This window comes from Finegoldia sp. BIOML-A2, from assembly GCF_009678315.1.
GTDB lineage: Bacteria > Bacillota > Clostridia > Tissierellales > Peptoniphilaceae > Finegoldia > Finegoldia magna.
Genome location: NZ_WKZE01000001.1, coordinates 94,281 through 116,124 on the forward strand (window position 1 = coordinate 94,281; position 21,844 = coordinate 116,124).

Annotated in this window: 23 protein-coding genes; all 23 read right to left on the reverse strand. The window is 28.8% G+C overall.

Features of this window, described 5'->3' with window-relative positions; all coding sequences use genetic code 11:
* Window positions 1-249 precede the first annotated feature (249 nt).
* The 23 genes from GKF99_RS00415 to GKF99_RS00510 all read right to left on the reverse strand — a co-directional run bounded on the left by GKF99_RS00415 (window position 250) and on the right by GKF99_RS00510 (window position 21,781).
* The gene (locus GKF99_RS00415; RefSeq protein WP_154272275.1) at window positions 250-1,740 is read right to left on the reverse strand and encodes a S41 family peptidase; all 1,491 of its coding nucleotides are present in this window, start codon (window positions 1,738-1,740) and stop codon (window positions 250-252) included.
* On the reverse strand, window positions 1,733-1,891 hold the full coding sequence (locus GKF99_RS00420) for a hypothetical protein (protein WP_154272277.1): 159 nt from the start codon (window positions 1,889-1,891) through the stop codon (window positions 1,733-1,735). Before GKF99_RS00420 ends, GKF99_RS00415 begins: the two co-directional genes overlap by 8 nt.
* A 28-nt stretch (window positions 1,892-1,919) precedes the next feature.
* On the reverse strand, window positions 1,920-3,428 hold the full coding sequence (locus tag GKF99_RS00425; protein WP_241673536.1) for a S41 family peptidase: 1,509 nt from the start codon (window positions 3,426-3,428) through the stop codon (window positions 1,920-1,922).
* On the reverse strand, window positions 3,410-3,544 hold the full coding sequence (locus GKF99_RS08780) for a hypothetical protein (protein ID WP_275077060.1): 135 nt from the start codon (window positions 3,542-3,544) through the stop codon (window positions 3,410-3,412). Before GKF99_RS08780 ends, GKF99_RS00425 begins: the two co-directional genes overlap by 19 nt.
* A gap of 84 nt (window positions 3,545-3,628) precedes the next feature.
* Complete coding sequence (locus GKF99_RS00430; RefSeq protein WP_154275590.1) at window positions 3,629-5,128, reverse strand: hypothetical protein; 1,500 nt, start codon at window positions 5,126-5,128, stop codon at window positions 3,629-3,631.
* A 223-nt stretch (window positions 5,129-5,351) separates the two neighbouring features.
* Window positions 5,352-6,782: a hypothetical protein gene (locus GKF99_RS00435; protein ID WP_241673537.1), complete on the reverse strand. Its 1,431-nt coding sequence runs from the start codon at window positions 6,780-6,782 to the stop codon at window positions 5,352-5,354.
* A 62-nt stretch (window positions 6,783-6,844) separates the two neighbouring features.
* Complete coding sequence (locus GKF99_RS08785; protein WP_277752381.1) at window positions 6,845-6,979, reverse strand: hypothetical protein; 135 nt, start codon at window positions 6,977-6,979, stop codon at window positions 6,845-6,847.
* Between the two features lie 76 nt (window positions 6,980-7,055).
* On the reverse strand, window positions 7,056-8,489 hold the full coding sequence (locus tag GKF99_RS00440; RefSeq protein ID WP_241673538.1) for a hypothetical protein: 1,434 nt from the start codon (window positions 8,487-8,489) through the stop codon (window positions 7,056-7,058).
* 28 nt (window positions 8,490-8,517) lie between these two features.
* Window positions 8,518-8,691: a hypothetical protein gene (locus GKF99_RS00445; RefSeq protein ID WP_154272284.1), complete on the reverse strand. Its 174-nt coding sequence runs from the start codon at window positions 8,689-8,691 to the stop codon at window positions 8,518-8,520.
* An 83-nt stretch (window positions 8,692-8,774) separates the two neighbouring features.
* Window positions 8,775-10,259 carry a hypothetical protein gene (locus tag GKF99_RS00450; protein ID WP_154272286.1) on the reverse strand — a complete coding sequence of 495 codons (1,485 nt, stop codon included), beginning with the start codon at window positions 10,257-10,259 and terminating at the stop codon, window positions 8,775-8,777.
* Window positions 10,260-10,273: 14 nt separating this feature from the next.
* Complete coding sequence (locus GKF99_RS08790; protein WP_277752382.1) at window positions 10,274-10,408, reverse strand: hypothetical protein; 135 nt, start codon at window positions 10,406-10,408, stop codon at window positions 10,274-10,276.
* 78 nt (window positions 10,409-10,486) lie between these two features.
* The gene (locus tag GKF99_RS00455) at window positions 10,487-12,010 is read right to left on the reverse strand and encodes a hypothetical protein (RefSeq protein WP_194164445.1); all 1,524 of its coding nucleotides are present in this window, start codon (window positions 12,008-12,010) and stop codon (window positions 10,487-10,489) included.
* A gap of 446 nt (window positions 12,011-12,456) precedes the next feature.
* Entirely contained in the window at window positions 12,457-13,542 is a 1,086-nt protein-coding gene (locus tag GKF99_RS00460; RefSeq protein ID WP_154272288.1) for a phage tail protein, read from the reverse strand.
* A gap of 71 nt (window positions 13,543-13,613) precedes the next feature.
* Window positions 13,614-13,955, reverse strand: a complete 342-nt coding sequence (locus GKF99_RS00465; RefSeq protein ID WP_002835111.1) for a type II toxin-antitoxin system PemK/MazF family toxin — start codon at window positions 13,953-13,955, stop codon at window positions 13,614-13,616.
* A 109-nt stretch (window positions 13,956-14,064) separates the two neighbouring features.
* A complete protein-coding gene (gene alr, locus GKF99_RS00470; RefSeq protein ID WP_154272290.1) occupies window positions 14,065-15,240 on the reverse strand; it encodes an alanine racemase in 1,176 nt (391 codons plus the stop codon).
* Window positions 15,240-16,079: an NAD(P)H-hydrate dehydratase gene (locus tag GKF99_RS00475; RefSeq protein WP_154272292.1), complete on the reverse strand. Its 840-nt coding sequence runs from the start codon at window positions 16,077-16,079 to the stop codon at window positions 15,240-15,242. The genes alr and GKF99_RS00475 overlap by 1 nt, the downstream gene beginning before the upstream one ends.
* Window position 16,080: 1 nt before the next feature.
* On the reverse strand, window positions 16,081-16,434 hold the full coding sequence (gene acpS / locus GKF99_RS00480; protein ID WP_154272294.1) for a holo-ACP synthase: 354 nt from the start codon (window positions 16,432-16,434) through the stop codon (window positions 16,081-16,083).
* A complete protein-coding gene (locus tag GKF99_RS00485; RefSeq protein ID WP_094207438.1) occupies window positions 16,424-17,791 on the reverse strand; it encodes a GTP pyrophosphokinase in 1,368 nt (455 codons plus the stop codon). The genes acpS and GKF99_RS00485 overlap by 11 nt, the downstream gene beginning before the upstream one ends.
* A 97-nt stretch (window positions 17,792-17,888) precedes the next feature.
* Window positions 17,889-18,140 (reverse strand): DUF3343 domain-containing protein, encoded by a 252-nt coding sequence (locus GKF99_RS00490; RefSeq protein ID WP_035109671.1) that lies wholly within the window; start codon window positions 18,138-18,140, stop codon window positions 17,889-17,891.
* Window position 18,141: 1 nt separating this feature from the next.
* Window positions 18,142-19,425: a double-cubane-cluster-containing anaerobic reductase gene (locus GKF99_RS00495; RefSeq protein ID WP_094202766.1), complete on the reverse strand. Its 1,284-nt coding sequence runs from the start codon at window positions 19,423-19,425 to the stop codon at window positions 18,142-18,144.
* 11 nt (window positions 19,426-19,436) lie between these two features.
* Window positions 19,437-20,231 carry a 2-hydroxyacyl-CoA dehydratase family protein gene (locus GKF99_RS00500; RefSeq protein WP_154272295.1) on the reverse strand — a complete coding sequence of 265 codons (795 nt, stop codon included), beginning with the start codon at window positions 20,229-20,231 and terminating at the stop codon, window positions 19,437-19,439.
* Window positions 20,231-20,986, reverse strand: a complete 756-nt coding sequence (locus GKF99_RS00505) for an acyl-CoA dehydratase activase (RefSeq protein ID WP_035109100.1) — start codon at window positions 20,984-20,986, stop codon at window positions 20,231-20,233. The genes GKF99_RS00500 and GKF99_RS00505 overlap by 1 nt, the downstream gene beginning before the upstream one ends.
* A gap of 150 nt (window positions 20,987-21,136) precedes the next feature.
* Window positions 21,137-21,781: a hypothetical protein gene (locus tag GKF99_RS00510; RefSeq protein ID WP_154253676.1), complete on the reverse strand. Its 645-nt coding sequence runs from the start codon at window positions 21,779-21,781 to the stop codon at window positions 21,137-21,139.
* Window positions 21,782-21,844 lie beyond the last annotated feature (63 nt).

The following is a 21,844-nucleotide window of genomic DNA, read 5'->3' on the forward strand; positions in this document are numbered from 1 at the left end:
GTAATTACAAGTGTTTCACAGTGATTGATTTCTTACTTTTTTACGTTTTAGTTTTTTACCTCATTAACTCTTATCTATATTTTAACATATATTTTAATAAATATTACAATAATATGTAGTATTAAAATATTATTAAATTTGAATCAACAGGAAATAAAGTAATAAAAAATAATTATCTACAAGCAAAAAGACCACAAAATTGAATTTCAATTCATGTGGTCTTTGAAACTTCTCATATTCTAGAAATTTCTAATTAAATATTCCCTTTATTCTATCAAACAAAGAATTGTTTCCTTCATCTCTCAGCACATAATTCATAACCTTGTCATTGCCAACTGCGTAATCTTCGATTTGGTTTTCAATAAACATATCAGGATACCAGGTTGATCCATCACCTTTGTTTAAATTCGAAGAGTGTATAACATCTTTGTAAGTATAATCATATCTTCTCATTTCTCCTGATGTGTATATGAATAGTCTGCTTTTCCCAAGATATACAATATTTCCTCCAGACATATTATGATTTGAAGCTCCCGCAGTATTTGTTCCAATCATCTGTACATTTTCTAAGTTTCTTTTTACACTATCTATCATTCTTATGCCTGCTGAAAAAGTATCTTCACCAATTAACACTTTAATATTGATTTTTGGATTTAATAATTGATATTGCATTATCGCAAACTCTAATTCTTTTGCGTGTGTAAACATGCCACCACCATTATATCTGATGTCTAATATGATGTTGTCAATATCTTTTGCTTGTATTTCATTTTGCATTTTAGTTATCATATCTTTTAATACGTTATATTTATTGATATCGTAAGTATAATTATATTTAATTACTAAATTTCTGTTTGATTTATAGAAGTAAAATGGTTTATTTTCTGTGAATTGTTCTTTTCCCCAATTTGTATATGCATCCCATTTTAATTCACTAGTATCAAACATTATTTGATTGTAGCTTTCATCATCGTAATAATTTTTGTATATTCCAATACTATCAGTTTTAATGGTGTCTACAATTTTATCAACGATTTTTCCATTTTGCAAAATTTGTAAATGTACTTTATCTCCTTTTATTATATTTTCTTTTTTAAGTAAATCTGTGTATAACATGTAACCATAATGTAAAATATTTTTCTTTCCAGTTTCATTCTCTGCAGAAGCATATTTGCATACTATTTTCAATATTTCAGATGATTTTACACCTTCAATGCTTACGATTTTAGAATACAATAAGTCCTTGCATTTTTCCGTTGTATTTATGATGTAGAATTCGTCGCCAATTATTTTTATTATGAACGGGAATTGCTCTGTACCCAAATGCCACATAGCAGTTGTGTGTCTATCGTTCATGTTAGATATTATTTTAGCAAGTTGCAAATTCAAATCACCAACGGTATTTCCTGTTGGATTTTGTAGTAATTTATCAATATCCGAATCTAGTTGTTCTTTTGTATATCCTCCAAGATAGCCTTGTTCATGAATATAAAAGCTTTTAAAATTATTAACATCTTTTATGTAATCTTCTTTTGATAAAACTCTATTTAATTCAATCTCTCCAAGTTTTTTATGCTTTTCCTTGTTTGTGTCCAAGTTTCCCTTATCATACATGCTATCTACAGAGAATGTAAGCACCTCTATATTATCAAGTTCATTGTCAGAATATGAAATATTAGAAAAAGCTACTGCTATAACTATAATTATAGCAGCGCTCATTTTTTTGATCTTATTAATCATTTTTAATTTGTATCCCTTTTTTGTACTGATTAACACATGGATATGGTACATCTATACAGCTTCCACCTCCGTCCAATACTATACAAGCTGAACTTGAATTTGGTTTTATTTGAATTAAGTTTCTACTGTTTCTTTCTTTAATGATTTTCATAAAATACTCCTTTCAATGTTTCCTGATATTATTTTTTCAAATTTTTTATTTTATTGATCAAGAAATTGTCTCCTTCATCTCTCAATGCATAATTCATCGCAGGATCATTTCCTATCATATAATCTGCAAATGACTGTTCTGCGTGAAAGTCTGGTGACATTGTATTCCTGTCAAAATCAAAGTTCATATAATTAAACAAATACGAATCGACATTTCCATAGTATTCTCTAAAAACCATCATACAGTAAGATATTTGAAAATAAGTATCTTTAGTATAAAACATATTAACATTTCCAGCAGATGTTAATACTGGAAATCCACTATCTGTACCAATTACTTCAACGTTATGAAAATTCTTTACAAATAGCAAAGCGCAGTCTCCTGCAGCAGAGTAAGTTCCATCGCTTACAAGAACTTTTATTTTGGTTTTAGGATTTGCTCCCTGATATGCCATCATCTTACTGAAAATATTGAAGATATATGAGGAATCTCCTCCGGAGTTATATCTTAAATCAATGATTATATTTGAAAATTTGTTACTATCTAATTTGTCACAGACATCCTTGGTGAATTTTTCAATTTTATAATTATCATTTTCAGTACAGGAATTATATCTAAGAATTAAATTGTCACCTTCTGTTTCAATATAATGTAATCTGTTTTCATCTACAGTATATGATAATGGTTTTATTGAAACATTATTTTCATTACTGGTTCTTTTTCTTTCATATTGTAATATATCAGTTTTTCTTCCATTTACCTTTAATTTACTTACTATTAAATCATCTGACTTAACAAATGGTATATCTACTTTTATAATTTTATCTCCTGTTTTTAATTCATAAATATTCTGTTTTTCTGCAATTAGATTTTCTTTTTTCAAAATATCGTAAGAATTTAAGAAATAATTTTGATGACTACGTCTAAAACTTTTGTTTTCTCCAATAGAATAAGTTTCTAATCTGTCAACAATATCTTCTATTTTAATATTATTTATGCTTATAACTTCTGATCCTAGTAAGTTATTAAATTGTTCATTTGCTTCCACTATATAATATTTCCCATTAAATTCAGCTATAAAAACTTCAGATTTTTTCATATCAATTGGATGAATAGAAACATGCCCTTGTTTATATTTTGAGATTACTTTCATTAAATCAAGATTTAGATCCAGAACAGTTTTATTTTGTGAATCATTTAATAGTTTATTATACGAATTTGTAATTTCATCAATGTTTTGTGCTTCATAATAAACATGATTATCTATCATAAAATCTCTTATACATCTTACCTGATTCTCGTATTTCTGCGAACTAATTGGTTTAATGCCTTCAATTTTTTTAGAATCATATTTTTCAATGTTACTAGTGTTGATGTAATCAATTAAGTCCTGTTGACTATTTGTTATAATTTCGTCCTGCTTAACAAAACTAGTAGTGGTTATAAAAAAAATCATAATCACAACTAACTTTATTTTTTTACTTAACGTCTGTCTTTGCAACATATCCATTACCTTTATTATAATTCTGGTACACATACTAAAGTTCCATAACAGTTGCATTTGTTATTCCAACAAGAACCTTCATTTATGCTACAAACTCCACTTCCAATTGTTCCCGCTCCGTGATTTCTTCCGTTCATTAATACTTTCATATTTTTCTCTCCTTGCATTTTATCCCGTTTCTCCAAATTTATTTTTAGAGAATGCCGTTCTCTAACTACTTGTTTTTAATTTTATTAATTAATAATAGACTGCAACTTATTAATTAGCGAACTATCTCCTTCATCTCTCAATGCATAATTCATTGCTGGATCATTTCCTATCATGTAATCTGCAAATGACTGTTCTGCATGAAAGTCTGGAGTAAGCATGTTTTCATCGAAGTCATAGTTTTTGTAATTATGATTGTATATATCTTCAATGGTATATTCAGATCTGATTAAAGTATCACCGTAACTGCAAATGCTTTTAATGCTACTTATATAAAACACATTATTTATTCCAAATGTATTATTTATTGTACTGCTTGAATCAGTTCCTATTATTTCTATATTATCTATGTTTCTCATTGTATTGATGCAAGCTTCTCCTCCAGCAGAATATGTCAAATTTCCAATCAATAATTTGGTTTTTGTTTTTGGGTTTTGTAATTTATATAACATAATTTCTTTTAATATCGGACTATAAACATAAGAGTGTCCTCCCGTATTAAATCTTATATCTATAACGATTTTCAAAGGTTTATTAGTTTTTAAATTATCATTTAGCTCTTTTTCAAATTTATCTATAGTGTACTTATCATTTTCAGTGCAAGAATTAAAATGTATTATCAAACTATCATTTTTATTTTGAAGATAAAACAGTTTTTTTCTGATATATATCTTATCTAATGGATTAATAGTAATATTACTTAATTTCTTGACTTCATGAATATTTTCAAATCCTGTATCCTTATATATTTCATTAAAATCTGATTTTATTTTCTTAAACTTCCACTTTCCAGTTTTTATTGGTGTAATTTCTTTATAATATATTCTGCCATTTTTTTCTAATTTAAATTGGACTTTTTCACCATTTACTATGTTTTCTTTTTTTAGAAAATCATAATGCATTATCCCTCGCATTGAGTTTGTTTCAGTGAAGACTTTATTTTCTCCATAAAAATACTTTGAAACTTTTTCTATTACTTTTTTTATAGGTACTCCATTAATATCTAAAATTTTAGCTGCTGCTACCTCTTTATTATCATCAGAATAGTATATGTAATATCCATCTTTGAATTTCATAAATCTTATTGGCAAAATTTCTGTATAATAATCATTTCTTATTCCAAAATGTCCTTGTCTCAGACTAGATATCAGTCTTTTGCATTCCATTTGCGTATCAATAATTGTATGAGCTTTCTCGTTTTGGATTGCTTTTTTACATTCTTTCGAAAAATCTTGCCTAGAAATGCTATCAAATAATATGTGATTATCTAACACAAATTTTTCGATTCCTTCTATGGTATTTTTATATTCTTCTTGGGATATTTCATCTTTAAGATTGATATCCTCAGTTTCACCATATTCTCCATCTATTGAATACATCTTATCTAGCATATAAGATGGAATTTTTTGCACACTAGTGTCATAATTAAAATCTGAAGTAAGTATAATAAAAATTATACTTAAAACAAGCTTTAAATATATTTTTTTACTTTTATTTATTTTTGATACCATCAATTCCATAATCAAAATTTTCCCCCAGACAAACGCAATTAAGTATTATGTTTCCACAAGGATAATATTTTTTTACTAGACAAGAAATACCATTAACTGTTGAACAAGTACTACTACTATTTGTTCCTGCTCCATAATCTCTAAATCCATTAATACTTTCATATTTTCCTCCTTGAATTTTATGCCATTTCAGCAGATTTATTTTTAGAGAATATTATTCTCCAACTACCTGTTTTAATTAATCAATAATAGACTTCATTTTATTAAATAACGAATTGTCTCCTTCATCTCTCAATGCATAATTCATAGCCGGATCATTTCCTATCATGTAATCCGCAAATGATTGCTCTGCGTGGAAATCTGGTGTAAGCATATCACCTTCATAATCATAGTTTTTGTAATTATGATTAAATACATCTTCCCTTTCATAATTTTGAAATAGTAAAACTCTTGCATACTGGCAATACACTTTTAAATTTTTAATATATAATAAACTATCAACTCCTGTTGTAGTTTTAATTGTAAATCCCGAATCACTACCTATTATTTCAACATTGTCCAGCTTTCTCATTGTTTCTATTGTTGCAAATCCAGCTGCAGAATAAGATTTATTACTTATCAATACTTTTACCTGTGTATTTGGATTTTTTATTTGATATAACCCAATTTCTTTTAATATGCTAAGATAATTTTTAAGAAAGCCTCCAGTATTAAATCTCAAATCAATGACTATTTTAGAAGGTTTGTTTTTATATAATTTTTCATTTATTTCTTTAGTAAAATTATATGTTATATATTCTGGATTCTCGTAACATGAATTGTAATAAATTATTAAGTCTTTATTCTTAACTTCAGAGTAAAAATTTCTTTCAGTATAATTTGTTTTATTTAATGGCTTGATACTAGCGAAGTTTGGATCTTTAGTTATGTTTAATATTTCATTCACATTAAAAAAGTAAAAATCTGTATAACTAGAATTTATTTTTCCAAATTCCCAGTTTTGATGTTTAATTGGTATTAAATTTTTATAGAATATTTTTCCGTTTTTTTCAAGTTTAAGGGTTATTTCATTGCCATCCACTATATTTTCGCGCTTTAAGTTATCAACTATTTTAATGTTTTCAGTTGCAAATACTCTTGAAATATTCTTGTTTTCACCTAGAAAATATTTTGATACTTTATCTTCTACTTCTTCAATTGGAGTATTATTTATTGCTAAAAGTTTGCTTCCTAACATATCATTGTCTTCTTCGGCACATTTTTTTATGTAGTAGCCATCGTTGAACATAATTAAATCAATTGGCAATTGTTCAGTAAAAAATCCTGAACGAAATCCAAGATGTCCTTGTTTTAAACTCGAAGCCAGTACATTTAAATCTAGTACGGTATCTACAATTGTATGTTCTTTTTTATCTTTAATAAATTTGTCACATTCTTTTGAAAATTCTTCTCTGGATGTATTATTAAAAATTACATGATTTTCTTTCAAAAAATTTTCTACGTCTTTTATTGTAGTTTCATACTCTTCTTGTGATATTTTAGTATTTAAATTAACATGAACTCTATCTTTTAAGTTAACATTTTCTAAAAGATCTTCTTTTATATAATCAGGCACATCTTCTATATTATTTGAATATGTAAATCCAGTAGTTGTTATAAAAAAAATCATAACCACTGCTAACTTTATCATTTTACTTAACGTCTGTCTTTGCAACATATCCATTACCTTTATTATAATTCTGGGACGCATACTAAAGTTCCATAACAGTTGCATTTGTTATTCCAACAAGAACCTTCATTTATGCTACAAACTCCACTTCCAATTGTTCCCGCTCCGTGATTCCTTCCGTCCATTAATACTTTCATATTTTCCTCCTTGAATTTTATGCCATTTCAGCAGATTTATTTTTAGAGAATATTATTCTCCAACTACCTGTTTTAATTAATCAATAATAGACTTCATTTTATTAAATAACGAATTGTCTCCTTCATCTCTCAATGCATAATTCATAGCCGGATCATTTCCTATCATGTAATCTGCAAAAGATTGCTCTGCGTGGAAGTCTGGTGTAAGCATATCACCTTCATAATCATAGTTTTTGTAATTGTGTTTAAATACATCTTCCTTCTCATAATTTTGACTTACTAAAATCCTTGCATACTGGCAATACGCTTTTAGATTTTTTATATATAATAAACTATCAACTCCTGTTGTAGTTTTTATAGTAAATCCTGAATCATTTCCTATTATTTCAACATTATCCAGTTTTCTAATTGTTTCTATTGTTGCAAATCCCGCTGCTGAATATGATTTATTACTTATCAATACTTTTATCTTTGTATTTGGATTTTTTATTTGATATAATTCTATTTCCTTTAATATTTTAGAATATAATTCAGACAAACCTCCAAGATTAAATCTTAAGTCTATAACAATTTTCTCAGGTTTATTTATATGTAATTTTTCATTTATCTCTCTTGAAAAATTATACATGTCAAATTCTGCGTTATCTTTACATGAATTATAATAAATTATTAAGTCTTTGTTTCTACTTTCAGTATAAAAAATTTTTTCAGTTAAATTTATCTTACGTAAAGGAATAATAGTTCTATAATAAACCTGGTTAATCTTGTCGTACATTTTTTTTACATCTACAAAGTACATGCCTGAATAATCTGAATCAATTTTACCATATTGCCAATCTTCAATTTTATAGATATTAATATTTTTATAAAATATCTTACCATTTTTTTTAAGTTTTAATTTTATTTTTTGTCCTTTTACTATATTTTCCCTCTTTAACATATCTAATATCACTAAATTGCCAATTGAACTTATATGTCTAAAATTTTTGTTTTCTCCATAGGCGTATTTAAATAATTTACTTTCAACTTCTGTAATTGAAATATCGTTTATCCCTAAAAGTTTACTTCCTAATATATCAGTATCATTTTTATAACTTGTGGTTATATACACTCCGTCTGAAAATTTTGATAGTTTTATTGGCAAAATTTCAGTGAAATAATTAGATTCAAGCCCTAGATGTCCTTGCTTTAAACTAGATATTATAAGCTTTAAATCCACCAGAGTATCTATTATTGTGTGCTCTTTTTTATTTTTAATAAATTTGTCGCATTCTATCGAAAATTCCTCTCTGGACGTATTATTAAAAATCACATGATTTTCTAGTAAAAAATTTTCTACTTCTTTTATAGTGTTTTCATATTCTTCTTGTGATATTTTACTCTTTAAATTAACATGAGTTTTATCTTCTAATTTAATATTTCCTTTTAAAATATCCTCTTCTATATAATCAGGTACTTTCTGTACATTATTTGAATATGTAAAACCAGTAGTAGTTATGATAATTATCATAACTACTACTAAACTTTTAATAGATTTTTTAAACATTTGAACTATTTTTCGGATTATATCCATATACCTTAACAGTCCAGCAGAATGGTATCGGTAAATAACCTTTTACACAATCATTTTTGTTAATACTACACGCAGTTGAACACGGACTACTACTATTTAGTCCCGCTCCATGATTTCTTCCATCCATAAGTACCTTCATAATTTTTCCCTCCTTGAATTTTACGTAATTTCGGCAAATTTATATTTAGAGAATGCTATTCTCCAACTACTTGTTTTAATCTATTAATCCATAATAGACTTGATTTTATTAAATAAAGAACTATCTTCTTCATCTCTAAGGGCATAATTCATCGCTGGGTCATTTCCTATCATGTAATCTGAAAATGATTGTTCTGCATGGAAGTCTGGTGTAAGCATATCATTCTTGTAATCATAATTTTTGTAATTGTGCTTAAATACATCTTCCTTCTCGTAATTTTGAACATCTATGAATCTTGCAGCATACTGGCAATAAGTTCTAAGATTTTTTATATAAAACAGACTATCAACTCCAGTAGTAGTTTTAATTGTAAATCCTGAATCTCCACCTATTATTTCAACATTATCTAGTGTTCTCATTGTTTCTATTGTCGCAAATCCTGATGCCGAATATGTGAAGTTACCTACTAATATTTTTATTTTCGTCTCTGGATTTAATATTTGATAAAATTCCAATTCTTTTAATATTTGATGATATAATTCACTTCTTCCTCCTCCATTAAATCTTAAATCAATAATGATTTTTGAAGGCTTAATTTTATGTAATTTTTCATTTATTTCTTTTGAAAAACTGTGCATGTTGAATTCTGCATTATCCGAACATAAATTATAATAAATTATTAAATTTTTATTTTTTACTGTAGCATAAAAATTTTTTTCAGTTTGATTTATTATCTTTAGTGGTCTAATAGTTGTATGATCAATGTTTTTCATCTTTTCATTCATTTTTTTTACATCTATAAAGTACATGCCCGAATAATCTGAATCAACTTTACCATATTGCCAATCTTCAATTTTTAATGGATTAATATTTTTGTATAATATTTTACCATTTTTCTTCATTTTTAATTGTACTTCTTGTCCTTTTACTATGCTTTCTCTCTTTAACATATCAAGATTCACTAAGTAAACAGTTGCACTTATATCTCTAAAATTTTGGTTTTCTCCATACTCATACTTAAATAATTTACTTTTAACTTCTTCTATTGAAATATCATTTATTGCTAAAAGTTCGCTTCCTAGTATATCTGTATAATTTTTAGGACATTCAGTAATAAACACTCCATCAGAATACTTAAATAGTTTTATTGGCAAAATTTCTGTAAAATAATTATCTTTAATCCCAACATGACCTTGTTTTAAGCTAGATGTCAGTATCTTCAAATCTAATATAGTATTTACTATTGTATGTTCTTTTCTATTTTTAATAAATTTGTCGCATTCTGTCGAAAATTCCTCTCTGGACGTATTATTAAAAATAACATGATTTTCTTTCAAAAAGTTTTCTACATCTTTTATAGTTTTTTCATATTCTTCTTGTGATATTTTGCTTTTTGAGTCAATAGTAATTTTGTCTTCTGAATTGATATTTCCTTCTTTAATATTTTTATGTATATAATAAGGTACTTCTTGTACATTATTTGAATATGTAAAACCAGTAGTTGTTATAAAAAAAATCATAACCACTACTAATTTTATTTTTTTACTTAACGTTTGTCTTTGCAACATATCCATCACCTTTGTTATAATTTTTGACCACATACTAAAGTTCCATAACAGTTGCATTTGTTATTCCAACAAGAACATTCATTTATGCTACAAATTCCACTTCCAATTGTTCCCGCTCCGTGATTTCTTCCGTTCATTAATACTTTCATATTTTTCTCTCCTTGCATTTTATCCCGTTTCTCCAAATTTATTTTTAGAGAATATTATTCTCAAACTACCTATTTTAATTAATCAATAATAGACTTCATTTTATTAAATAACGAATTGTCTCCTTCATCTCTAAGTGCATAATTCATCGCTGGATCATTTCCTATCATGTAATCTGCAAAAGATTGTTCTGCGTGAAAGTCTGGTGTAAGCATATCCCCTTCATAATCATAATTTTTATAATTATGATTAAATACATCTTCCCTTTCATAATTTTGTTTAAATATTATTATCCCATAATTACAATAAAGTTTTAGACTTTTGATATAAAACATACTATCAGAACCCGTTGTATTTTTAATTGTAAATCCCGAATCAGATCCTATTACTTCAACATTATCCATTTTTCTCATCGTTTGCATAGCTGCGGGTGCTGTTGCAGAATATGAATTATTACTTATCAATACTTTAATTTTTGTCTTTGGATTTTTTATCTGATACAATGACATTTCTTTTAAAATATATGGGTAAATATCAGTACTACCTCCCCCATTGAATCTTAAATCCACAACTATTGTAGAAGGCTTACTTTCATATAATTTTTTATTTATCTCTTTCGAAAAATCGAAAATATTAAATTTTGCATTATCAAAACATGAATTATAATAAATTATTAAATCCTTGTTTTTTATTTCAGAATAAAAGTTTTTTTCTGTTTGATTTATTACATCTAGTGGTTTAATGCTAACAGAATTCTGGTTATTCATTCTATTTACAATCTTAGCTTTATTCATAAAATAAAAATCAGTATTTTTAGAGTCCAATTTCACAAATTCCCATTTTCTGAAATTTTGAGGAATTACATTTTTATAAAATATTTTCCCATTTTTTTCTAATTTAAGTGTTATTTCATTGCCACTTACTATATTTTCGCGTCTTAAATTATCGACTATTCTAATGTTTTCAATTGCATAAAATCTGGATATATTCTTGTTTTCACCTAGAAAATATTTTGATACTTTCTCTTCTACTTCTTCAATTGGAGTATTATTTATTGCTAAAAGTTTGCTTCCTAGGATATTACTGTATTGTTTGTTGCACATATTTATGTAGTAACCATCTTTTAACAGAATTAAATCTACTGGCAATTCTTCAGTAAAATATCCTGACCCAAATCCAAGATGTCCTTGTTTTAAACTTGAAGCCAGTACTTTTAAATCTAGTACGGTATCTACTATTGTATGTTCTTTTTTATCTTTAATAAATTTGTCGCATTCTTTTGAAAATTCTTCTCTGGATGTATTATTAAAAATTATATGATTTTCTTTCAAAAAATTTTCAACATCTTTTATAGTTTTTTCATATTCTTCTTGTGATATTTTGCTTTTTAAATCAATAGTAATTTTGTCTTCTAAATTGATATTTCCTTTTATAATATTTTCATGTATATAATCAGGTACTTCTTGGACATTATTTGAATATGTAAATCCTGAGCAAAAAGTTAAGAAAATTAAACTAAGTATTGTTTTAGTAATAAAGCTGATTAATGTTTTCTTTTTATAACTTATACAAATGTGTTCTCTTTCCCTATTGTTTTTCACCATAATTTTCACTCCTTTTTATATTAAAACATAAAAATTACAATTTATTTGATATTTGACTTCTAATTTGTCGATATTAGTTTAAATGATATTTTTTTGTTTTTTTAGTATAGAATTAAATCGCGTAACGTTTTCATAATATTCAAATAAAAGTCTTGTTATTAATTAATCTTACCTTTAATAGATTTCATTGTCAAGAATTTACTTATTTGATTTACTAATAAATTGTCACTATTCATCTTATTTATTGCTATATTAATGATATTCGTTATTGTTCACTTCGATTTAATCTCTATTTCATCAATATTCGGTTATTAATTTCAATTATTTGATAAATCTATAAGTAATTGTTTTTTAGTAATACAAATTAGGTTTTTTTTGAAATTAAAATGAAGATAAAAAACAGGGACATATTTTTCTAAATGTCCCTGTAAGATTGCTCTAATATTTTATTTAAAATCCAATGTATCCACGAATTTTAATATTTCTAAAAGCTTTGTTCTTTTTTTGAATGTTTTTTCTATGTTTTTCTTCAAATATTGGTACAAGTCATCGTTTCTAGCTTCGAAGGATTTGATTTCCATGACGATATTCATGTATTTTTTGTCTTTGTATGTGCTTTTTAATCTCTTTCGATAAATTTCCCACACTTTTTCAAATGTTTTGTCTTTGTCTTGTTTGATAAGTTCTTCTACGAATAGTATAAAATAATACGAATCGTGTATTGATGACAAGTTTTTGAACACATTCGTATAATCTTCTTCGTTCAAATATTTCTTGGTTTCTGATATAATTTCTTTTTCCATTTCAATTGAGTAATTATCATTGTCCAAGCTTTGTGAAAGCATGATTACATAATCGTTGATTAATTTGAATGTGGATTCTTTGTCGTCGACTTTTGAGTATTTGGATAGAAACTCTCTCCATTTTGCTATGAATTTAGTCATGTAATTCATAAGTATATATGTTCTGACATCTATTGTGAACACGTAATTGGATGTGAAGATGAAAAACTTCTTGAAATAATCAAAATATTTTAACAATGCATCTGATATCATGCTTATCGATAAGGTTGTGACTATTTCTTGGTTTTCTTCTGTTAATTGGATTTTTCCTTTTAATAATGATGGACTATTTCCATATTGTATGAGTTTTTTGATTGCGTATACGAATAGATAAGAATATGATTGATCATCTTCGATTTTGTCGAACAAATCTTGTAACATATTAAAATCTTTGTCTTTAATTAGATATAATATCGTCTTTTTGTGAAGTTGTACTTCGCTCATATCGCTGTAGTAATTCACAACTGAAGAAAATGAATTTTCTTGTTCACGTTCCACTAGGTCGATAAGTTCGATGTCACTGTTTCTGTCGTTGATGTATATGTCGTTAATTTTAAGAAGTTCTTGTTCGCTATTTTCGTTTTTGAATGCGAATTTTTTCTTGTTCCAATCGTAGATGCTTAATCCATCTGTTCCTGTTTTTTTGTATATTAAAAAGTTGTTTAATCTAAAAATATCGTAATTTTCCATAGCTTAAATTATATACAAAAAAAGCTACCAAATCAAATTTGATAACTTTTTTATAAAATATGTAGTTTAGATTATATACCCACAGATATTTTTAAAGCTTCATCCAACTTTATCAGAACTCTATCGTCAAAGCTACCTACTTTTTCACGAAGCCTTTTTTTATCAATAGTTCTTATTTGTTCAGCTAAAATAACTGAATTTTTCGGTAAACCGTACTTGGATCGTTCTATTGCAACATGTGTTGGTAATTTCGCTTTATTTATTTGTGAAGTAATAGCTGCTATGACTACGGTTGGACTGTATTTGTTTCCCACATCATTTTGAACAACAACGACAGGTCTTACACCACCCTGCTCAGATCCAACAACAGGGCTTAAGTCTGCGTAAAATATGTCTCCTCTTTTTACTTTCATAAACTCACCCTATAAACTCTTCGCTATTTTAAGAACTATTTTTATTATATCCAAAACACTTCAAGAAATCAATATAATAAACTTGCCCAACTTAAAAGCTGGGCTAAGATTAGTTGATTTTTTGTAAATAGTCACACACTTCTACGACTTTTCCATTTCTAGTATAAATTCTAGGAATTCTCATTGTAACTCTACACAAAAGCTCATAGACATTTGTGTTTGCCATTTCTGCCAAATCATACAATGATATTTCTCCCATGTCATCCTTTCCGAACAACAAAACTTTGTCGCCAACTTTTACATCTCTAATGAAAGATACATCTATCATGATTTGATCCATGCAGACTTTTCCCAAAATTTTTGCTTTTTTGCCGTTGATAATCACATATGCTTTGTTGGATAATTCCAAAGGATAACCGTCAGCATAACCTATTGTCGCTGTTGCAACTACTGTTTCAGAGTTTGTCGTGAATGTTCTACCGTATCCAATGTCTGTTCCTTTTGGAACTGTTTTAATCATGGACACCGTTGTGTAGAGTGATGATATTTCTTCCAAATTTAGTCTGGAATTTTCTCTTACATAATCTGATGCGTGATAGCCGTAAAGTCCGATTCCGCATCTTATCATATCCAAGAAATATCCATGAATTATCGCTCCTGCATCATTTGCTATGTGTTTTATTGGAACAGTTATTCCTCTGTTTTCCACATCAATCATAAAACCAATGTATGTATTGTATTGTTCTTTTGTATAGGAATAATCTTCGCTATCAGCATCTGAAAAATGGCTGTAAATTCCTTGCAACACTACATTATCCATTTTATAGATTTTGAAGATGTCTTCCAAGCATTTATCTTTGTCAAGTCTAACTTGAAATCCTAATCTTGTCATTCCTGTATCGATTTTGATGTGAACTTTGCATATTTTATTCAAACTTTTTGCAACGTTATTGATTTCAACTGCAGTTTCGTAATCGTAAACCGTTAATTCGATGTTGTTTTTTATTGCTACTTCAATGTTTTCATTGGAAATGTAGCCTAAAATCATAATTGGTTTGAATATTCCATTTTTGCGAAGTTCCAAGGCTTCATTTATATTGGACACTGCAAAGTAATCTATTCCTAAATATTCCAATTCTTTTGTGATAAATGCTGCGCCTTGTCCATAAGCATTAGCCTTTACAACGGCACACATTTTGACTAAATTGCTGATGTTTTTTATTTCTTTGTAATTGTGTTTTAATTTGTCCAAATCAACCTTCAAATAACTTTGATACTTAAACATTATTTCTCCTTACAGGCATTGATTGCTTCCGGTAAATTTCTAATAATATCCGATGCAATAATGCTATCTTCTCCTATTTTTTGTTTTGCAAAATCTCCAGCCATTCCGTGAATATACACTCCCAATTTACAAGCTTCGAACACATCTCTGTTGTGCATGAAACTTGCAATGATACCAGACAAACAATCGCCACTTCCAGCAGTCGCCATTCCCGCATTTCCAGTATTATTTACATATATTTCATCATTTTTTGCAACGATTGTGTGATGACCTTTGAGAACTACGATGCATTTGTGTTTTTTCGAAAATTCTGTGGCGACCTTTTCGCGATTTTGATTGATATATTCTACATCCAATCCAGAAAGTCTACTAAATTCAAGCGGATGTGGAGTTATCGCAACAGAATAATCATCAAATTCTAGTTCACTGAAGTCTTTTATTGAATTCAATCCATCAGCATCTATCAAAATTGGTTTATGGAAGTTTTTGAGTACGGCTTTTATCAATTCATAATTTAATTCATCTTTTCCCATGCCACAACCAATTGCGACACAGTTTTTATTGGAAATATATTCTAGAACTTGAGAAATAGAATTATCACTCAATTTTTTGTCGTCACATTCAAGTGGAAGTATTATATTTTCAACGGATTTAATTTGCATGATTTCCGAGATAATTTCAGGGACAATTGTGTACACCAATCCACTACCACAACGAAGTGCTGCCATACTTGCCAAGTACACACTGCCACACATTCCGTTAGATCCACCGACTATGCAGACTCTTCCGTAGTTTCCTTTATTGGAAAAAGGATCGCGTTTTTTTATTGTAAAATCCATTTTAATCCTCCAACATCAACACGCACATTGCTATTGCGTATTCTTCATCGTGAGAAATGGATGCATCAATATCTAAAACTTTTGGAAATTTATCTGTATTTAATTTTACAACTAATCCCTCGTCATGTATAGACTCTACATCCATAAAACTCATTTTACCAATTCCAGTCTTCAAAGCTTTTGACACTGCTTCTTTCATGCAAAACATCCCCGCAATCGTCTCAAAACTTCTGTTTTTGGATTCAATGTATGAAATTTCACGTTCAGTGAAGACTTTTTTCATAAATTTATCCAGATTTTTGATGTTTTCTATTCGTGAAACCCTCAGAATATCAGTTCCACATCTAATCTTCATTTTTGATTCCTTCAAATTTTTCCAAGAATTTGTTTCTCAATGCTAAAAAATCTAATTTTTCGATATCTTCCACGCTTTCCACATCTTTTACGAATTCTTCTACGATTTCTCCTATTATTTCGAATGAATTTTGTGAAAAATTATTAATATTATATGATTCCGACAAATATTTTATGCTTTCTTTCATTAATTTATCCGTCAAAATATCTTGGTAAGTTTGGTTGATGTTGCAGTTGCTGATTTCTTTTTCGATAACTTTTTTAATGGAATATATCACATAATACACAAAATCCATAAAAATTTCGTTATTTTCTCTGTCATCAAGGGCAAATAATATCGACAAACAGAAATTCCAGTTGAAGTCCTTGTCCAATCTGCTGTTAAGTCCCTGTGCAAATGAAGTGTGAATGTAATCCCCAAATTCCATATCCGAAAAATCATACAATTCACCAAAACTAATTGGCTTGTTACTTATGGCATTGACTTTGTTTAATATGTCGATCAATCTTTCTTCGTATTGTTTTTTCTCCAAAACATCCATTATTGAAAACAAATAATCGCTTACTACATTTGCAATATTTCTCATATCTATTACAAAACCTAAATTGTATTTTAATTTGAGCATGTATCCATCGTGAATCATTTTTGTTATGATGCTTTTAAATTGTTGTCTTGTAGCATCATCTTCGTTGGATTCTACTGTCATCATTTTTTTGTAAACACTGTTGAGTTGTTTGTCGATAATTGTAAGGTTGTTTTTGATTGAATACATTACATCACGTATCAAATCTTCCGTCATGACGTAGTTTGAATTTTTGTACAAAATCGAATGATCTACCTCTCCCCAGAACACATTAACCATGGATTTAATTTGCACTTCGAAATTGATTTTCATATCGTCATTTTCCACGAAAATAGCATCGATTTTATAAATTTCGAACCCGTTTTTTTGTTTTTGTGGTTGTGGTTGATCCAGGTTAAGTCTGATTCTCATATCATACTTGGAGTAATAGTAGCCATTGTCATCTTTGTAATAAAAAAGTCTTTTCAAATATTCGTACAAATCTTTTTCATTTTCGTTGAAACGACATTCTATTCTAACTCCAATCAAATCTGGAAATAGATTGAACACTTCCTCTACGTCTTTACATTTTATATAATAATTTTGTTTTAGTATTTTTTCTTTAATGCTGTCTTCTTTTTTTACACGTGCGTTAATATTAATAACATCTTCGTTCGTTTCAAAAACTTTACTGAAAAACTCTTTTGTTTCTTCTGCAACAAAGTTTATGAATTTGTAACGACTATTAATTAATTTAACAGCATCATTCATAAATTGAAAAATTCCAGCTCTCATTTTATTCTCCTTTTTATTGCTACTACTATTTTACCATATTTAAGCATTTCACAAGCATCAAAAAAGAGCACTGCGTGTGCTCTTTTGATTTTACAATTTACAGAAACTTCATCCTGTTAGGATTAATGTCTCGTTCTATTTCGTGAAAGCCCTTGATTTCGATGTTGTTTTCTTCTATGATTTTTTCGATTTTGGGTTTGTCTTCCAAATTATCATACAATATAGAAATCCCACAACACACATCCAATACTCTTGGTGTTGGTGCAATCGTAGCTTTTATAGAATTTTCTTTGATTAAATCGTAAAGTTTTTGTCCGTTTGCCACATCTTTGAATAAGATGTAGTTCATTTTATCTGCCATTTTCAATCATTTCAACGAATGCTTCAATTCTTGTCTTCAATTGTTCGCTGTCTTCGTCAGTATAATCAGTTTCAATTCCCAATACTGGAATGTTGTGGTCTTTAAGTTCTTTTTCTACAATGTGACCTTCTGTATCGTAAATGTTACAAAATTTTAAGTTAACATCGATTACACCGTCAACGTTGTATTCTTTTGCTAGTCTGATGATGTCGTCAACTCTTTCAGTGTTTGGAGTGTAACATGCGCAGTTGATACCTTTCATGTATCTATCTGTTAGGTGATCAACCATTTCATCCATAGTTTTTCCAGATTCATCTACAGTTAATTCAAAATATCTTGAACCTGTACACATTTCTTCACATACAACAGCTGCTCCACTTGATTCAATGATGTGGTGTAGTTTCCAGTTTGGAATAGACAATGGAGTTCCTGTTAACATTAATCTTGTAGCGCCTTTTTTGTATACGCTTACGTTTTGTTCTTTTCTCTTGTCCAATTCGTCGCACAATTCATTTACTTTTTGTGCAAATCTAGTTGGATCATCATAAAATGCGATTTGAGAAATCAATAAACAATCTTTACCACTGATTGGAACATTGTCTAATTTACGGAATTCCCACAATCTTTGCATTGCACGTCTTTTGTTGTTGATTAAAACAATTGCATCATGAAGAGATTCTGGAGTTAATTTGTTGCCAGTTAATTCTTCGATTCTTGCGATGTATCTGTAAACTTCGTCTTTAAAGAATTCAACGTCTTTGTCTCGTTTCATTTGTGGCAAATCAAAGATGTACATTGGAGCATCTTTTGACATGATTTCCCAAGCTTTTTTCTTACCGTCGCATGTTGTTTCTCCGACGAATAAGTCTGCAAGTCTAAAGAATGGACAAGTTTTTTCAAATCTAGCACCCAAAGATGCCTTGATTAGTGGACATGTAGCAGTTGGAAGATATTTTTCTCCACCTGGTACCCAGAATTGTGATCCCGAACACAAACCAGTATTTATAGCTCCGCATCCAAATACTACTTCGTCAGGAACGTGAATGCAGAATGTTCCTACAACTTTTCCGCCGTTTTTTTGGAATTCGATTAATTCAGCTGGTCTAATCCCGTGGATTTCTGCAACAACCATGTTGAAATAATCCATTTTTTCTGGTCTATTTTCTTGTGATAAATATACATCACCAAATGCTTGTGGTAAAACTTCACACAAAACGTCGTGTTGATCGACATCCATTCCTAAATCTTCCCACATTTTTCTGTAATCTGCCATTTTTATACCCCCTAGTAAGTAATTACATTATCATCATAATCAAATTGGCTACAGTTATTAATAACATAATCTGGTTTGAAATCAAATCTTCTGTACTTTTCATCTATGTATTCAAACCCTTTTTTTGTAAAAATATCGTGATATTCGCCTTCACAAAAATAGCCTTCTTTGATTAATTGATCAAATTTTTTGTACACTCCAGCTGCTGCCTGAAGTTTTACAGATGATTTATCCCTAAAAGAATCATCTATATGTTTTTTGATGAATTCTATTCTTTTGTCTATGTCGAAGATAAATTTTGAGAAATATTCCACCTCGTATATTCTTCTCTCATCAATATCGCATTTTCTGAGATTGAATATAAGAGATGAAATTTCTCTGGATTTTTCAATTAAATCATTAAATTTTTCTTCGTCAAATTTTTTGTCCAGTTTACCTTCCAAATACTCAATCAAAGATTTATAATCCCTGTATTTGTACACGAAAACATCTTTGTCAGTTTTCTTTTTCAAAGTTTCGTAGCGAATTTTGCAACTATCATCTACAATGAAAAACGATGAACTAAACATAAAAGGACATCTTCCAAGTTCCAAATAAGCAAAAGAAGAATTCAACATATCACAGTAATTATTATCTGTATAATCTTCTGTGACTTCCCTGTCTATTCCATAAGAATACACTGTTGTAACTCCAAAACTCTCAACGATTTCCCATGGAACTCTGCCCCACAATGAAACAACAGTTGTTGATTTACTCAAAGTGAGTGCATCAATATATGCGTTTTTTCTAATATCTAAATAATCCATTATCTTGCCAAGACTGCTGCTCCTATCGCTCCTGCAAATCTCGCGTTTTCATTTGTTTCTACGGTTGCTGACAGAAGTTGTGACAAGTGTTCTGTCATATAATCATTTCCCGAAAAACCTCCAGTTAAGAAATAATAATCCGTAGCAGGAAGTCTGTGAACCAAAGTCTTCACTTTATTAATGATAGAATTAATTACACCACAAGCAATATCTTCTTTTGGTGTGCCTTTTCCAATTAATGAAATGATTTCTGTTTCAGCAAAAACCGTACACATTGATGAAATCTTCACATCTTTTCCAGTTCTTGCCAAATCAAACATTTCGTCCAGTCCAACACCAAGACGATTTGCCATTACTTCCAAAAATTTTCCAGTACCAGCAGAACACTTATCATTCATTATGAAATCTTCCACCATACCATTTTTGTAACTTATGGCTTTTGTATCTTGTCCTCCAATGTCGATAATAGTCATATCAGTATCGTTGAAAAAACTTGCCCCTTTTGCATGGCATGTTATTTCTGTAACTACTTTGTCCGCAAATGGAACAGAAACTCTTCCGTATCCTGTAGCGACAACTTTACTATTATCTTCGTTTACTCCATTTGATTCTAGCCATTCTTTTATAGTTTTACTTGTTTCAACAGAACTCCAGCCCGTTGGCATAACTTTTTTAAAAAGAATTTCTTTTTTTGAATCATCTAAAACAACTACCTTTGAAGCAGTTGAACCTATATCAATTCCTACATAATACATATTTATCACCATCTTCATTATAACATCAAACAAAACTATTTTATGATTTATAGGATTATTCAATAAATCAAGCATTACTTATAGGAAAAATCTATAAATAAAATGTGAATTAAACAAAGCCTTGAAAAATTAATTTCAAGGCTCTCATTCTTATCCTATTACTATAATATTTCCCCACCATCTAAAAATTGATTGCGATAATTCATTTGCAGCGTATAATCTGTCTTTTCCTTTTGGTTGTCCATTAAAGTACATTTCTCCCCAATTGTTTGGATCGTAAACTTCAAAATACAATCTATTATTGATATGAGTGTATCCTTTTACAACTAAAAAATGTCCTCCTTGGTAGTTGTAAAATCTACCGATATTTGAATTGTTGTTATTATTAAATGAAATAAATCCAGTATTCACACAAACAATTGCAATGTTTCCATTATCCAATATATCTGTCAAAGTACCTTCTCCATTGTATACAATTGTACGATTTGGAATTCTTTGATCATTCAAATATTGTGATACAGTGTTTGTTGACCACCATCCACCTTGCATAGGATAACGATCTCTTGCTCCTGCTGCTGTCGCGATTGTATTTCTATTGAACCATTTTTCGACCATTACACTTGAAGATGGACCACAATTTGAGTTACTAGCCCAGCCAGTGTTTCCTTGATCTATGTACCAATTATAGTTTCTATCGTTGTGTACTTCTTGTCTTACTGCGACTGTAAAAGTAGGTGTTACTAAAACTACGATTGCCATTAAAAGCATTAATATTTTTTTGCTAAATTTCTTCATATTTTTACTCCTTTGATTTTATTTTTAAAAAGAAGACGTTTTACTTATATTTATAACCTCCTT

Bases quoted from the DNA above. Each gene is read 5' to 3' on its own strand.
- GKF99_RS00420 (WP_154272277.1), bottom strand. From the start codon at position 1,891: ATGAAAATCATTAAAGAAAGAAACAGTAGAAACTTAATTCAAATAAAA.
- GKF99_RS00435 (WP_241673537.1), bottom strand. From the start codon at position 6,782: ATGATTTTTTTTATAACAACTACTGGATTTACATATTCAAATAATATA.
- GKF99_RS00475 (WP_154272292.1), bottom strand. From the start codon at position 16,079: ATGGATTTTACAATAAAAAAACGCGATCCTTTTTCCAATAAAGGAAAC.
- alr (WP_154272290.1), bottom strand. From the start codon at position 15,240: ATGTTTAAGTATCAAAGTTATTTGAAGGTTGATTTGGACAAATTAAAA.
- acpS (WP_154272294.1), bottom strand. From the start codon at position 16,434: ATGAAGATTAGATGTGGAACTGATATTCTGAGGGTTTCACGAATAGAA.
- GKF99_RS00485 (WP_094207438.1), bottom strand. From the start codon at position 17,791: ATGAGAGCTGGAATTTTTCAATTTATGAATGATGCTGTTAAATTAATT.
- GKF99_RS08780 (WP_275077060.1), bottom strand. From the start codon at position 3,544: ATGAAAGTATTAATGAACGGAAGAAATCACGGAGCGGGAACAATTGGA.
- GKF99_RS00500 (WP_154272295.1), bottom strand. From the start codon at position 20,231: ATGGATTATTTAGATATTAGAAAAAACGCATATATTGATGCACTCACT.
- GKF99_RS00450 (WP_154272286.1), bottom strand. From the start codon at position 10,259: ATGTTGCAAAGACAAACGTTAAGTAAAAAAATAAAATTAGTAGTGGTT.
- GKF99_RS00510 (WP_154253676.1), bottom strand. From the start codon at position 21,781: ATGAAGAAATTTAGCAAAAAAATATTAATGCTTTTAATGGCAATCGTA.
- GKF99_RS08785 (WP_277752381.1), bottom strand. From the start codon at position 6,979: ATGAAAGTATTAATGGACGGAAGGAATCACGGAGCGGGAACAATTGGA.
- GKF99_RS00455 (WP_194164445.1), bottom strand. From the start codon at position 12,010: ATGGTGAAAAACAATAGGGAAAGAGAACACATTTGTATAAGTTATAAA.
- GKF99_RS00495 (WP_094202766.1), bottom strand. From the start codon at position 19,425: ATGGCAGATTACAGAAAAATGTGGGAAGATTTAGGAATGGATGTCGAT.
- GKF99_RS00425 (WP_241673536.1), bottom strand. From the start codon at position 3,428: ATGTGTACCAGAATTATAATAAAGGTAATGGATATGTTGCAAAGACAG.
- GKF99_RS00505 (WP_035109100.1), bottom strand. From the start codon at position 20,986: ATGTATTATGTAGGAATTGATATAGGTTCAACTGCTTCAAAGGTAGTT.
- GKF99_RS00415 (WP_154272275.1), bottom strand. From the start codon at position 1,740: ATGATTAATAAGATCAAAAAAATGAGCGCTGCTATAATTATAGTTATA.
- GKF99_RS00490 (WP_035109671.1), bottom strand. From the start codon at position 18,140: ATGAACTACATCTTATTCAAAGATGTGGCAAACGGACAAAAACTTTAC.
- GKF99_RS00440 (WP_241673538.1), bottom strand. From the start codon at position 8,489: ATGATAATTATCATAACTACTACTGGTTTTACATATTCAAATAATGTA.
- GKF99_RS00460 (WP_154272288.1), bottom strand. From the start codon at position 13,542: ATGGAAAATTACGATATTTTTAGATTAAACAACTTTTTAATATACAAA.
- GKF99_RS08790 (WP_277752382.1), bottom strand. From the start codon at position 10,408: ATGAAAGTATTAATGAACGGAAGAAATCACGGAGCGGGAACAATTGGA.
- GKF99_RS00445 (WP_154272284.1), bottom strand. From the start codon at position 8,691: ATGAAGGTACTTATGGATGGAAGAAATCATGGAGCGGGACTAAATAGT.
- GKF99_RS00465 (WP_002835111.1), bottom strand. From the start codon at position 13,955: ATGAAAGTAAAAAGAGGAGACATATTTTACGCAGACTTAAGCCCTGTT.